The following is a 14,720-nucleotide window of genomic DNA, read 5'->3' on the forward strand; positions in this document are numbered from 1 at the left end:
AATGATACTTTAACGTTCAACGAGGATCGGAGGGTTGGTTGCTCAAGCAGCCCAACCCTGGACTGAATTCCTACTTCTTCTTCGCCAACTCTTTCTCGACGAACTCCACGCGCTCCTTGATTCGGCGTTTGAAATCCTTGGCATTGTTTTCGAAATCGTTGGCCGTGTTCTTATCGACTTCCTTTTCGGCGAATGGCTTCACCCGGCTGATCACTTCATCGATCCGGCGATGCATCCAATCGATTTTAAAATACTTGGCCACCACTTCCCGCAAACGAGCCTCATAGCGTTTCTTGCCTTCCTCGGTATCCCAAATGGCTCGACTGACCATACCATTAGTGGCCGGCCAGATATTCCAGCCAGGGTTGGAAAACATCTGATCCATCCCGTGAACGAAAAAGACAATCTTCTTCGTTTCCGGATCGTGATAGATGCGGTAATTGTTTTTCTGAGAAGTGTAGCCATCCCAGTGGGCCGTCAGGGCATCGAAGACCATCACCGAGATAAATCGATCGATATCGACAACTTTGGCAACTTCCTCAAATCGCTTCTTGGCGTCGGGTTCCCGGCAGGCTTTGACGACGCCTTTCAGATCTTCGCGGTTGTCCAATCCTTCCGAACCGGAGTTGCGATAGAGATCGGCATCGATATCGGTCAAAAAGCCGCCATCGTACAAGTTGCCGTTCACATTCGTGAAATAACGCTTCAGGAAGTTCTTGTTGAAGCCTTCCTTGACCGTGAAGAGCCCTTTTTTCTTACCATTGAGATCGACCACCGCGTGCGTGGTTCGAGCGGCCGGGATATTCATCATCCGGGCCAACTCACCGCAAATGAGTTCTGCGCAAAAAGAAGGATCCTGCACCGAATTGTTGCAGTGCATCTTGTCCATGCCCCGATAGTTCTGATTTTTAACGAACTTATCGAAGTTGAGCGTAAGTGCGGGCTTGTCGTCGAAGCCCCGGAACGACCCGGCGGCTCCTTTAAGGTGCAGCCCCACATCCCCCATGCCCTTCGAGCCATCGGAAAAGCTGGCCCGCACGTATTTCCGGGGATCGCGACGAAGAACTTTGAGATTCTCCTCATCGACGGTCACCGTAAATTTTCGAAGTTTTTCCCCTTTGAAAAACTCTTCCGATTCATCGACCTTTTTGGAAGCCGGTTGCTGGGCGAGTGCTCGCGGGGCGTAGAGCAACGCATTCATGCTGCATAAGAGGAAGATCAGAGAGATTCTTAACATTGCTGACTCCATGCGGTGAGGGCAAGAAAATATTATCCGAAGCGGAAGCGTTATTCCATGAAATAACTGAATGCATTACCCTCCTCGATTTTGTCGCATTGTTAGTCTCCCGCATAAAATGAAGAAAATGTCTTTTGGAAATACAGGATTCGATATGCAAGGCGATTACCCAACCACCCGCTTACGACGCAACCGACGGCACCCCTGGCTTCGCAAACTGGTGGCGGAAAACCATCTGACAGTGGACGATCTCATCTGGCCGATTTTCCTCACGGAAGGTAAAAATCAGACGGTCCCCATCACCTCCATGCCCGGCGTGCAACGGTTCTCCGTCGATCTGGCCGTGGAAGGAGCGAAACAAGCCGCCGACCTGGGAATTCCGGTTATCGCTCTATTTCCCGCCACTCCCACGGACCGCAAATCGCCGGATGGGGAAGAAGCTTTCAACCCGGAAAACTTGATCAATCTCGCGACGCGGGCCATTAAAGAGGCTGTGCCCCAAATCGGCATTCTGTGTGATGTGGCGCTGGATCCCTATACCACGCATGGCCAGGATGGCCTCTTGCGCGATGGCTATGTGGTGAATGACGAAACGGTCGAGGTGCTGTGCAAACAGGCCGTGGTCCAAGCTCAAGCGGGTTGCGATATCATTGCCCCCTCCGACATGATGGACGGGCGCATCGGGAAAATTCGCAGAGCGCTGGACGCTGCCGGGTTCATCGACGTGGCAATCATGAGCTACGCCGCGAAGTACGCCTCCGCCTTTTACGGTCCCTTCCGGGATGCGGTGGGTTCTGCCGGGAACCTCGGAAAAGGGGATAAGAAAACCTATCAGATGGATCCCGCGAACGGTAACGAGGCCCTGCGCGAAGTGGAAATCGACATCGCGGAAGGGGCGGATATGGTTATGGTAAAGCCGGGGATGCCCTATCTGGATATCGTTCAGCGGGTCAAGGCTACCTTCCAGATGCCGACGTTCGTCTATCAGGTAAGCGGCGAATATGCGATGCTACATGCGGCGGCCGAGCGCGGCTGGCTGGATCTGGAAAAAGTGATGCTGGAAAGCCTGCTGGCTTTCAAACGCGCCGGGGCGGACGGCATTCTCACTTATTTTGCGCCGCGCGTCGCGAAATTGCTCGGTTAAGGATTTTATCGTCGATCAAAACCTATCAATGATTTCAGAACCTCGGATTGGCCGGATGATTCCATTCTGGAAAAACAAGTACAGGAGACCGTCCGGTGCGAACTGCAAAAATTATACTGTTGGTAGTCGTTGCAGCATTAGTGGGCGGCTCACTAGTTGTGATGTTCGATCCCGATTTGGTAATTTATTCCGAGGGCCCAGAACCAAAACATAAAGACGACGTAGAAACTAATGTCTCGGTCACGGCTCCCCAGTTCGATCTTTCCTTTCTGGATTGCCACGGGAACCGAGTCGATCTCTCTTCGTATCGAGATCAAAAAAACGTCATGCTGGTTTTCATGCGGGGTTACCCGGGAGATATCTGCGTGAACTGTTCGGCGCAAACATCTCGTCTGATCAAGAATTACAGGGATTTCTCGCGCCGAGATACGGAAATCCTGGTGGTTTTCCCAGGTCCGACGGAGTACCTCGAAAAATATATCGCTATCAGCCGAAAAAAAGCGGGCGATCTCGAAGTCCCCTTCAAAATCCTTCTCGATCCGAATTATGTGGCTGTGGACCGTCTGGGAATCCGCGGCTCGCTGGCCAAACCTTCCACTTATATTCTCGACAAAAAGGGACAGGTACGTTTTGCCTACGTGGGGGCCTACACGGGCGATCGCCCCTCCATTAAAGCCATGCTGGATCAAATCGACCGAATCCGGGATAGCGGAGACTCCGAGTGATCCCTCACGATTCCAACAGGGACACGGTTGCCCAGAATTTCGAAGCGCTCAAAAAGGGCTCAATTCCCGATATTCATTTATTCCCCGGTTATGAATTGCTCTCGGAAATCGGCTCGGGAGGCATGGGGGTCATCTATTGTGCCCGGCAAGTTTCCCTGAATCGCGTCGTCGCCCTGAAAACGATCAAACAATCGCGCGAAATCAATGAAGTTACTGTAACTCGCTTCATTCGAGAAGCGCAGGCCATCGCTCGGCTGCGCCATCCAAATATCATCACGGCCTACGATTGCGGTGAAAATGGCGGCGTCGTTTTCTACAGCATGGAATTGCTCGATGGAAAATCTCTGGAAACGCACATCCGCGAGCAGCAGAAACTGGAGGAGCAAGTTACCTGGCAGGTCATCCGACAAGCCTGTGCCGGTCTGGCTCATGCCGCCTCCGAGGGAATAGTCCACCGGGATATAAAACCGGGAAATCTTTACCTGACTCCCACCCCTGAAGGATTTGCCCTTCCTCCGGGGATACCCCTCGTGAAAGTCACCGATTTTGGTTTGGCGATTTTTAATGAAAATGCCTACTCTTCGCTGGACACACGCCTCACGAGCACTGGGGTAATCATCGGAACGCCCCTTTACATGGCCCCAGAACAATTTGAAGGACACGGTGGGGATCTCCGAACCGATATTTACTCCCTGGGCGTTACGGCTTTCGAGATGCTAGTGGGACAATTGCCCTTTGCCGACAAACGGGTGCGGGAACTGATTTCGATCAAAAGCAATTCGGATTGGAGCGGCTCCGAAAAGATCTCGCCTGCTTCACTGAATCTGATTCGATATATGACAGCGCTGGATCCAAATCAGCGGCCGCAGTCCTACGTTCAATTAATCGCCGAGATCGACAAGTTGCTCAGTCACTCCGAGCAGACTTCGAACCAGTCAAACGGAGTAACCCGACTCCTGGAGAAAGTTTCCTGGAAGCGAGTAATTGCATGCATGACAGCTCTGATGGTGATCGCTGTTCTGTTCACGCAGCTGAGAAGTCCTCGAATTCTGCCGGAACCTCGAGGTTATAACCCAGGTGTGGCAACCAATCTGTTCGATGGACAATCGCTCACGGGCTGGAGTCCACTGATAGGTGCCTGGAGCCCGGGACGGGATTCCGAAGGCGCGCACATTCTGATCGGTAATGGCAAGAATAAAGCTCGACTACCCTCGGAAGGAGATTATCGACTCTCGGTGGAAGTCGATCTGTATCGTGCGGAATCGGTCGAACTGCGCTTCGCACTATCCCGGTCGGACAATAGTCTGGTACTACGACTTTCCAGGAATGAAGGGGCCGTCTTTGGTAAATGCTCTTCCGAAGATCGCCCGCTGATCGCACTTTCGAAGAGTTTGCCATTCCAACAATTAGAGATTGAGAATACGCCTACCTATAACGAAATGCGCATCGAGCATCTCAACGGCTGCTGGTATGCCTGGTTCAATGGCAAGTATCTCGGTGGTTGCACGGAGTCACGAACTCCCCTAATTGGGGAATTCGAACTCACCACCAGTGGAGGAGAAGCTCATTTCACGGGGATTGAGCTCACGGAGATGATGAAGCCGGGAAATACGCCGTAACCTTCGGTTGTGGAATCCAGCTTGACTTGCGGAGTTTCTACCGGCCTTCTCGAAGCCGGTCACCCAGGAAGTTATCCAGTTCCGGCACGGCATAAATCTTTTTGATGGTGGTCTCGATATCGTATTCGACCCGACGGTACTTAATCGTATCGTCGTCGATCAGAATGTAGCAGGCTCGAGGATCGAGATCTCTGGGTTGGCCGACCGAACCGACATTGCAAAGAGTCTTGTTGCCTTCCAGCTTATAGGCGCCGTTGATATCTTCGGGCGTCAGGAACTGGGCGTCCTCGGTAAAAATACCCGGGACGTGGGTATGCCCCTGAAAACAGTATTTATCCACCAATGCGAAGATGCGTTCCATCTTTCGCTGGTTGTAAATATCCTCGGGGAAGACATATTCGTTCAAAGGATTGCGAGCCGAGCCATGAACGAAAAGATAATCGCCTTCTTTGTGCGATCGAGGCCGCTCGGCCAGGAACTCCCAACGTTTTTCGCGCAGTGCGCGGGAATCGCTGGGAGACTCGAGTTGCGCCCGGGTCCAGAAGATAGCCATTTCAGCGGTGCGGTTGAAGCCATCCGGATCGAAAAGCGCCCCCTGGTCGTGATTCCCGAGAATCACTACCTGGCATTTCATCACGAGATCGATGCATTCGCGGGGGTTTGGACCGTAGCCAATCACGTCCCCGAGGCAATAGATCTCTGTGACGCCTTGCTTTTCAATGTCTGCCATGACTGCTTGCAAGGCTTCGAGATTGCTGTGAATATCGCTGATGATGGCTTTCACGCCAATTTCTTTCCATCGCAGAGGAGAACAAAAAACCACAATCGTCCTGGCCCAGACGATCTCGGAAGGTAAAAGTCTGAAATTTCGCTATTTTACCTTTTCTATCTAAGCCTTGAAACGGGGGTCTGTCAAGGGTTTCGACAAAAGGATTCAGGCCCGGCAGTAATCCTTTGAATGGATTAAAGCGAAGAAGTCTGCCTTGACGATTTCAACATCACGACAGTATGGCCTTGGTTTGAGTATTAAATTTGATCATTTGAGTTTCGACTTACTCTTTAGATAGGGAGTATAATACTCTCGCATCTCCTGCTCTGAGGGCCTCCCATGAATGGTGGTCTGACACGCGTCCAATCGATTTGTCTGGGTTTAGTCGTCTGTGTTTGCCTGGGTCTGGCGGGCTGGGGGTTGTTCCGGATAGGAACCCGCAAAGCCAGCTTGGGCGACAGCTTCGAACTATTGGTTCGTTTGTCTGACACCCAGGACATTGAACCCGGGGCCAGCGTTTGGATTCGGGGAATCGACGCCGGGATTGTCTCCGGGATAGAAGTGCCCGAGGAGGATCCCGACCATGTCCAGCTACGAATCAAAATTTCCGCCGTTCACCGGAATCGAATTTATGCGGATGCCCGAGCTCAGATAAACTCCAAAGGTTTACTGGGCGGCAGCCAGTTGCGAATCAATCCCGGCACCTCGGCGTCCGGTCCCCTACAGAGTCAGATCATACCCGGCGACAATAGCGTCGATCTGCAGACGGTCGCTACCAAGCTCGCCAAGATCGCCGATCAGGCCGATATTCTTCTGGCTCAGGTGCAGCAAGGCCAGGGTACCGTCGGCAAACTCCTGAAGGACGATGACCTTTACAAAGATCTCAAGTCGATCGGGAAGCAGGCTCAAGAACTTCTGGCGAATGCCAATCAGGGAATCGGTTCGATCCGTGAAGAGCTCGATGGCATGAAGGAATTCATTCGCAACGGGAACGATGCGATTCAATCGATTAAGCAGGATGCGGATGCTGTAAAAGGTTTACCGATTATTCGCAGTTATGTCGAAGACCCGGTGGGCACCCTGGTCCGCCCCCAGGCGGAACGGCAGCGCGAAGTGTACCGGGAAGAGTATCTTTTCGAACCGGGTAAGGCCGTGCTGACCCCGGAAGGGCGAACCCGTCTGCAAGCGGCCGCCCGGTGGCTGAATGTCAATAAGAGCTCGAGTAATGAAGTGGTAATCGCGGCGTTCGCCGATCCCAAAAATCGGGAACTCACGCAGGCCGGGGCTCGCAAGCTGACGGAAAAGCAGGCGGAGGCTGTTGGGGATTATCTGAAGGAACTGGGCGTTGCTCGCCTGAGCTGGTTCAGTTCCCGCAAGGTTGTGACCCTTGGCATGGGACAGGGAGGTTCTCCCCTGGTTGAAAAGGATGCACTGCCCCCGGCCCGGATCGAGGTCATCCTCTTCACGCAGAGATAAGCGTTCCGCCTATACCTTCAGAGGGGGCCGGATTTTCAATTTTGATGCATCGCAAATGCCGAGTAATTCCTGAGCGCTGATCGCTATCGGTGTGTCCAGATAACCGCACGAATAAGCCAGCCGACCAATGACATCCTCTGAACGGACTCCCGCCGATCGAAGATTGCTCAACCGCGTGGAATCGTTTCTCTTGGCCATGCGCTTCCCTTGAGAGTCCAATAGTAAAGGCACATGCCCATACCTGGGCGGTTTCTGCTTCAGAGCGGCAAAGATACCCAATTGACGAGGTGTCGAAAAAATCAGATCATCCCCTCGAATGACTTCCGTCACGCCCTGAGCGGCATCGTCGACTACAACCGCCAACTGATAGGAAGGTATCTCCCCGCGCCAGATCACGAAATCCCCGCCAATGGCCGGTGCAGAAAGTCGAACGGAGCCATGGAACAGATCGAGGAATTCCGGAGCTTCAGTAAAGCGAAATCGCCAGGCATAGGGAACTGTCAGCTTATCCGCATCCGCAGCCTGTCTATGGGCGCAACGTCCCGGGTACAAAGGCGGTTCATTATCGGCATGCGGAGCGCTGGCCGATTGTTCGATATCTTTCCGTGTGCAGGTGCAGGGGTAAACGAGTTCCTGTTCCTTCAGCTTTTGCAATGCGGCCCGGTAGTATTCCAGGCGCTGGCTTTGAAAAATAGGCTCCCTGTCCCAAACCAGTCCCAGCCATTTCAGATCGTCGATTTGGGCTTCGGCGTATCCAGGTTTGACTCGCGGTGCATCGAGATCTTCTATCCGGAGAATCATCTGACCACCCCGCTGTCGGGCATGCAGCCAGGCGATCAGAAAAGTCCGGGCGTTGCCCAGGTGCAAAAAACCCGTTGGGGAAGGAGCTAGGCGGCCGATCACCGGAGGTAGGCTCATGGCATATCCCCATGCGATCAGGAGTTCGCGCGAATATGCATGATGTCCCCATCTTGAACAATGTATTCTTTCGATTCCAGACGAAAGGTCCCGTTAGCTTTGCAATTTTTCTCTTCGTAACCGGACTTAAGAAAATCATCGTAGCTGACCACTTCCGCGCGGATGAAGGTTCTCGAGAGATCAGTATGAATTGCTCCTGCGGCGAGTACCGCGGGTGTACCCTGATCGATCGCCCAAGCCCGGCACTCATCCTCTCCCACTGTGAAAAAGACGATCCGATTCATCGCCTGTGAAATCTCGCGCAGAACCGTATCGTGGAAACTGCCGGTGATTCCCAGATCGGCCATGAAGACCTGACGCGATTCCTCATCCAATTCCTTGAGTTCGACCTCGAGTTTCACCGGGGCTTTGACAATTTTCCTCGCCGCGGCCCGCAACTCGCCGGGAAGCGGTTCGTTGATACCGCTATCGCCCTGATTGATGAAGACGATCTCCGGCTTCAAGGTGAAGAGCTGGAAGCTGCGGATGATTTTTTCTTCCTCGTCTTTCAAACCGAGCGATTTGGATGTCTTTCCGGCTTCCAGGGCTTCCTGAATTCGCTGCATCAACACTAGCTCAGCTTCGTCCGCTTCTCGCTCTTTCACCGGCTTATTCTTCTTGATCTGCACCTTGAGTTTATCGATCCGGTTCAGCACCAATTCCAGATCGGCGAAGATCAGTTCTTCGCGAAAACGCTGCAGCTGATCGAGCAGGCTGGCTCCGGTAAACCCATCGAGCACAATCACCAGCCCGTCCGCTTCGCGCAGAATACCAAGTCGGCGTGGGTTATCCTTTTTCTCCCCCGTCATCAAACCGGGAGTGTCGAGAAAGGCGATTTCGGCAAACTTGTGCTTCTTCGGCTTGAACTTGGCAATCATTTTGGAGAGGCGCTCGTCCGGAACGGCCGCCATGCCCATCTGCCCCTGCTGAATTTTTGCCGGGTCGGGTTCAACTCCCGTCAACCATTGGAATACTGTTGTTTTGCCGGAACCGGCATATCCTACCAAGCCCACTTTCATCGCGGAATCCTCTTTGAATTCGCTGAAGCTCGCCGTTTTGTATTCTACAAGATGAAGATCTGAGAGTTTCCGTGAATTGACAGAGTTTTCCAAGGTTTTTTCCATTCTCCGTCGAATAAAGAATTGACAGATCCCTCAACCCGCTCTATTCAGGGACTGCTTCCGAAAGCATCAGCTTCGGAACGAGGTGGTTCTGAGAAACTCGGGGGAGTGACTCGGCGGCCGCTTCGGTTGAGGTTCGGGGAAGTTAGGGGGAATGGCATGAAGCCTTGTTATCTTTTGCTCGCCAGCCTGTTTCTGGTAGGCACAGGTTGCGTCGACTCCAAAGTCACCCGAGCCCGCATCGACAGCGAACCCACCAAAGAAGCCGTCGTTAAAACCATCGGCGATGTCTCGACCATCGGTAACGCCGTACCCATCCCGGTCAGCGGTGTGGGATTGGTAGTCGGGCTCGACGGTAATGGCGGCAGTGCCCCTCCGGGTATCTACCGGTCGATGCTCGAAGATTATTTGAAAAAGAAGGGCTTCGATAACGTCCGCGACATTCTCGAATCACCCAATCACTCGATGGTCATGCTGACCTCGGTCATTCCGCCCGGCTCGCGGAAAGACGATATGCTCGATATTCAAGTCACCCTGCCCGAAGGCAGTAAGACCAAGAGCCTGCGCGGCGGCCATCTCGAACTCTGCTACTTGATGACCTACGAAACGCAGCAAAACGTCCGACAGATGATGGCTTCCAATCCGGATGCCAAGGCGGCCGGCAATAATCGACTGTTGCAGGGCGACAAGCTGATTTACGCCGAAGGCCCTCTAGCCGCCCCTAACCTGGATAAGAATGATCCTGAAGCGGAATGGAAAACCGCCTGGGTTTGGGCGGGAGGAAAACTTCAAGCTTCCAACTGCTTCCACGTTCTGATGAATCCCGATCAACAGCGCTACGCCGTTACTCAGGAAGCCGCCAACCGCATCAACGAAGTGTTCCACGGTCAAGGCGAAGATCGCGTTGCAGTCGCCAAAACCAAGGATACGATCATCATCGCGGTACCGAGCATCTACCGTCTGAATGTGCCACATTTCCTCCGGGTGTTGCGAAACATTCCTCTGGACAGTCGGCAGTTGACCAACAACTACAAGCAAACCTGGGAAGATCAGTTGAAGGAGCCGGCCACGACGGTGGCAGCGGCTTTACGACTTGAGGCGATGGGGCAGGACAGCATTCCCATTTTGAAGACGGGGCTGGAGAGTACCTATCCCCTTGTTCGATTTGCGGCCGCGGAAGCCCTCTGCTATCTGGGCTACGCCGGTGCCGCTGATGAACTGGGCAAGCTGACCGAGGAACATCCTTCGATGCAAGCCTACGCTCTCACAGCACTCGCTTCTTTGAATGAAGCCGCCTGCTACTACAAGCTTCAGGATTTGCTGGCCTCCACGATTCCCGAAGTTCGCTACGGGGCCTTCCGGGCCTTGCGCGAGCAGGATCCTAATCAGGAAATCATCCGAGGCACCAAACTGAACAAATCCTTCTACCTGCATAAGGTCGCTCTGAACTCTCTGCCCATGGTTCACCTGCTGAACGATAAGCGAAGCGAAGTAGTGCTCTTCGGCGATACGCCAGCTCTGATTGCTCCCTTCTCTTTTGCGATCGGCACGGAATTGACGGTCTCGGCAAAAGTGGAAGACAATACGGTTACGATCAATCGCTTCTCGGTGAAGCACGGCAATCAGGTCGAACAGTGTCCGCTGAATCTGGAAGCGATCATTCGCACGATGGCTGGCATGGGCGCGGGATATTCGGAAGTCGTACAGCTCGTGAAGCTGGCGGATAAAACCCACTGTCTGAACTGCAAGCTGGCGGTCCAGGCCCTGCCGAAGTCGCTGCGAATTCAGGAGCTGGGAGAATCGGGAAAGAACGACCCCACCCTCAAGACCGAAGCGGAACTGATGCAGAAGGCCCAGAGTAAGGGAGAAGGCACAGCCCTGTTCGACAATAGTTCGAAATCCAAGGAAGTGACGAAGAAATAATCCGGGAATCGACGGCAGATGTCTTACCGGATTTCGCTCGGATTCTCCCATGCTCAAGCGTCTGGAACTAATCGGCTTCAAGAGTTTCGCCGATAAGACCCGCTTCGATTTTCACGACGGCATCACGGCCGTGGTCGGTCCCAACGGCAGCGGCAAAAGCAACGTGGTCGATGCGGTTCGCTGGATCCTCGGCGAACAATCGGCCAAGAGCCTCCGCGGCGGCGAGATGGCCGATGTGATCTTCAACGGATCGGCTTCGCGGCGCAGCCTCGGCATGGCCGAGGTCACGATGACCTTCGACAACGCCCGTAAAATTCTCAATTCGGATGCCGCGGAAGTCCAGGTCACCCGCCGCGTCTATCGCGACGGCACGGGCGAATATCTACTCAACGGCCAGATCTGTCGACTCAAAGACCTGAAGGAACTCTTTCTCGGCTCCGGTGCCGGTCCCGGTACTTATTGCATCATCGAACAGGGCCGGGTCGACGCCCTGCTTCAATCCAGCACCAAAGATCGACGACTCATTTTTGAAGAAGCAGCCGGGATCAGCCGGTTCAAGGCCAAAAAACTGGAAACGCTTCGCAAACTGGAAGCGACTTCGCAAAATCTCAGCCGGGTGAAAGACATCCTGGGAGAAATCGACAAACAACTTCGCAAAGTTCGGCAGGAAGCGACCAAGGCCCAGCGCTGGCAGGAACTGAACGAACGGCTGCGGGAACTGCGCATCGGCAGCAGTCTTCGCGAGTTCGATGAAAGGCGCGGGAAAATTTCGCAGACGCAGGAACGGCTCGATTCTTTGCGCAGCGATCTCAGTCAGACCACGGAACAAATGACCAGTTGGGAACTGGAAGCTCGGCAGATCGATACCGGCTTGCTGGAAACCGAGCGCCTACTCGGTTCGCTGCAGGAACTGGTAAACGTCACTCAACAGGAAATTATATCGCGCTCGGCGGAATTCCATCAGGCCGTACAGATGGCCGAACGACTCCAAAACGAGCAGCGGGAACTTTCACAGCGGCTGGCGGAGAGCTTGCAGAGGCTTCATCAACAAACCGACCAGCGCTCGGAGCACGGAAATCAACTCGCCGCGGCGGATTCACGCGTTTCGGAATCCACGGCAACTTGCAGCCGGTTGCAGCGGGAATGGGATCAACTGGAAGCCGCTCTCGAAGAAAACTCCCACCGGGTGAAAGCGGAAAGGCAAAACCAGTTTGAACTGTTTCAGGAAGCAAGCCGGCTGCATAACGAGGCAGAAAAGAAAAAAAGCGACTGGCAGCGACTGACCAGCGATTACCAAAGGCAACGCCGGCAGGCCGAACAGCATTTGGCCGAGCGAGATTCGTTCGATCGGGGTTTGGAAAGTCTGCGCCTGAATGACGAACAGTTGCAAAGCCGGATCTCGCAAGTTCGAACTCAACTGGAAGAACGTAGGAAGGAACGGGGAGAATTCATCGCCTGGTCGCAGCTGATTCAGCAGGATCTCGATGAACTGCGGCAACGTCGCGAAAAGATGACCGGCCGCTTTGAGGCGCTGGATAATTTCGAAAAATCTCAGGAGGGATTGGCTTTAGGAACCCGTGAAGTCATGGCCCGGATCGCTGGTGGAGATGCCGCCCTTCGCAGCAACGTACTCGGTCTGGTGGCCGATCTGCTGAATGTGCCGGGCGAGCTAGCCGCCTATGTCGATCTGGCTTTGGGCGATATTTCCCAGCACTTCATTGTACGCGATGCCGAGGAACTGGATCGCTATCTGGCTGACCCGGCCCATGAACTACCGGGGAAGGCTAGTTTCCTACCCTATGTCAATCTTACCCCGCTGGACGAGGGGGCCGATACCCGAACGGCCGACCGTTGGGTCACCAGCGAACTCGGCGGACTGCCTCGACAATTACTGGGTAGTACCTTCATCGTGGAAAATCTTGTCGAAGCCCGGGAACTGAGCCAGAACCCGGAATGTGCCGGCCATCGTTTCGTTACCAAATTGCGAGAACTCCTGGAACCGGACGGCTCGCTCACTGTGGGGACCAAAGCCGGGGAATCGGGAATTGTGTCCCGCAAAAGCGAACTGCGCGAACTCAAATCGCAACTTAAAATCCTGGAACAGGAAATCGCCGAGGTCGAGCAGAAACTCAGCGATGTGAAGAAATCGATCGAAGCCAGTGAAGCCCCGATCCATGGTCTGGAACACGAACTGGGCATGCTGAATCATCAGGCCGGTGACCTGGAGCGGGCGATTTCGGAAAACCGTTCCAACCGGGATCGACTGGCGGAACTGATCGAATTGAACCAGAGCGAAATGAATCTCATGGCCGGCGAGATCGGCACACTCGAGACTACCTGGCTGCAACTGCAAAACCAAGCTCAATCGCGGCAGCACGAAGCCGAGGCTTCGACGAAACGAATCGCCCAGGGAGAACTCCAACATCAAGCCCTGGAGCAGAACCGACCCAAGCTCCAGGAAGAATTGACGATCTCGCGGGTCGCTCTCGGACAGTACCAGATGGAGAGGGACAACCTGCACCGAGAGCAGGAGCATCTGGAAATAGAATCGGATCGTCTTGTGGCTCTGACGCAGCAGATCGAGCAGGACAGTGCGAATCTTCGCATTCGCATCGAGCAGATTGAACTGGAGGCTCTGTCGATTTCGATGCAAATTGCTGAGCGGGCAGCTCGAAAAGAATCGGCCCTGGCGAAGACCGGGGAACTGACTGCGGAGCGAAACCGACTCAAGGCGCGCAAATCCGATCTGGAGGATCAACTCCGGCAGATAAGAGTTGCCAACCAGCAAAAGCTCGAAGAATTGCACCAGAGCGATCTGAGCTTTCGGGAACTGCAATCGCAGCATCGAGTACTCGAAGATCGACTTCTGGAAGAATTCCAGGTGCATTTGCCTACCTTGTATGAAAACGTCACCGAAAGCTCTTACTCCCATTGGCTGGGTGAGACGGTTCCCGTTCCAGAGTGGGCTAGGGAAATCACCGAGCTGAAGGAGAAAATTCGCAAATTAGGCAGCGTGAGTCTGGATGCTTTGAACGAACTGAACGAGGTCGAAGCACGAGCAAAAGATATCAAGGCCCAGTACGACGATCTCACCGAGGCGAATCGGTCGCTTCTCGAGATTATCGCCAAGATTAACGGCGACAGTCAGCGCATGCTGACGGAGACTTTGGCGACTATTCGCGAGCACTTCCAGGTGATCTTCCGCCAGTTATTCGGGGGAGGAAGCGCTGAAATCGTAGTCGAGGATCCCAATGATGTGCTCGAATCGGGAATGGAAATCATCGCCCGCCCCCCCGGCAAAGAACTGCGCAGCATCTCGCTGATGAGCGGCGGCGAAAAAACGATGACGGCCGTGGCCCTGCTACTGGCCATTTTCCGCAGCAAGCCGAGCCCGTTCTGCCTGCTGGATGAGGTAGACGCCGCGCTGGATGAAGCGAACTGCCAGCGCCTGGCCTCCGCTCTCAAGGACTTCACTCAGCAATCCCAGTTCATTGTGATCACACACAAAAAGCGGATGATGTCCGTTGCCGATATTCTTTATGGCATCACCATGCAGGAGAGCGGCATCTCCAAGCAAGTCTCCATCCGCTTCGAGGACTGGCAGGAGGAGAAGGAGAAGCCCAGGAATTTGGCCGCCTAGTTCCAGTAATTGCGCAGTCTCCTTTTCTATGCTCGGCTAATCGGTCACTTCGAAATTGATCGAACTTCCCAATTCGCAACAATCAAAAAGAGAACCGCGCCTTCCTGTC

Annotated in this window: 10 protein-coding genes; 6 read left to right on the plus strand and 4 right to left on the minus strand. The window is 54.0% G+C overall.

Annotation, left to right across the window (positions count from 1 at the left end; translation table 11 throughout):
* Positions 1-70: 70 nt before the first annotated feature.
* The gene (locus KIH39_RS17235) at positions 71-1,237 is read right to left on the minus strand and encodes a CotH kinase family protein (protein ID WP_213494460.1); all 1,167 of its coding nucleotides are present in this window, start codon (positions 1,235-1,237) and stop codon (positions 71-73) included.
* Positions 1,238-1,391: 154 nt separating this feature from the next.
* Here KIH39_RS17235 and hemB point away from each other — a divergent pair, with 154 nt between their 5' ends.
* From hemB to KIH39_RS17250, 3 genes are all read left to right on the plus strand, one after another.
* Positions 1,392-2,381 (plus strand): porphobilinogen synthase, encoded by a 990-nt coding sequence (gene hemB, locus KIH39_RS17240; protein WP_213494461.1) that lies wholly within the window; start codon positions 1,392-1,394, stop codon positions 2,379-2,381.
* Between the two features lie 95 nt (positions 2,382-2,476).
* On the plus strand, positions 2,477-3,106 hold the full coding sequence (locus KIH39_RS17245) for a peroxiredoxin family protein (protein WP_213494462.1): 630 nt from the start codon (positions 2,477-2,479) through the stop codon (positions 3,104-3,106).
* Complete coding sequence (locus KIH39_RS17250) at positions 3,103-4,725, plus strand: serine/threonine protein kinase (protein ID WP_213494463.1); 1,623 nt, start codon at positions 3,103-3,105, stop codon at positions 4,723-4,725. The genes KIH39_RS17245 and KIH39_RS17250 overlap by 4 nt, the downstream gene beginning before the upstream one ends.
* A gap of 37 nt (positions 4,726-4,762) precedes the next feature.
* Here KIH39_RS17250 and KIH39_RS17255 read toward each other — a convergent pair whose 3' ends face one another.
* Entirely contained in the window at positions 4,763-5,509 is a 747-nt protein-coding gene (locus tag KIH39_RS17255) for a metallophosphoesterase family protein (RefSeq protein ID WP_213494464.1), read from the minus strand.
* A 324-nt stretch (positions 5,510-5,833) separates the two neighbouring features.
* Here KIH39_RS17255 and KIH39_RS17260 point away from each other — a divergent pair, with 324 nt between their 5' ends.
* The gene (locus tag KIH39_RS17260) at positions 5,834-6,970 is read left to right on the plus strand and encodes an MlaD family protein (protein ID WP_213494465.1); all 1,137 of its coding nucleotides are present in this window, start codon (positions 5,834-5,836) and stop codon (positions 6,968-6,970) included.
* Between the two features lie 9 nt (positions 6,971-6,979).
* Here the strand turns inward: KIH39_RS17260 and gluQRS are convergent, their stop codons facing one another.
* Entirely contained in the window at positions 6,980-7,888 is a 909-nt protein-coding gene (gene gluQRS / locus KIH39_RS17265; RefSeq protein ID WP_213494466.1) for a tRNA glutamyl-Q(34) synthetase GluQRS, read from the minus strand.
* 17 nt (positions 7,889-7,905) lie between these two features.
* A complete protein-coding gene (locus KIH39_RS17270; protein WP_213494467.1) occupies positions 7,906-8,946 on the minus strand; it encodes a DUF933 domain-containing protein in 1,041 nt (346 codons plus the stop codon).
* Positions 8,947-9,207: 261 nt separating this feature from the next.
* Between KIH39_RS17270 and KIH39_RS17275 the strand changes: the two genes are divergently transcribed.
* Positions 9,208-10,971, plus strand: a complete 1,764-nt coding sequence (locus KIH39_RS17275) for a flagellar basal body P-ring protein FlgI (RefSeq protein ID WP_213494468.1) — start codon at positions 9,208-9,210, stop codon at positions 10,969-10,971.
* 49 nt (positions 10,972-11,020) lie between these two features.
* A complete protein-coding gene (gene smc, locus KIH39_RS17280; protein WP_213494469.1) occupies positions 11,021-14,611 on the plus strand; it encodes a chromosome segregation protein SMC in 3,591 nt (1,196 codons plus the stop codon).
* Positions 14,612-14,720: the final 109 nt, after the last annotated feature.

The organism is Telmatocola sphagniphila (genome assembly GCF_018398935.1).
GTDB classification, from domain to species: Bacteria; Planctomycetota; Planctomycetia; order Gemmatales; family Gemmataceae; genus Telmatocola; species Telmatocola sphagniphila.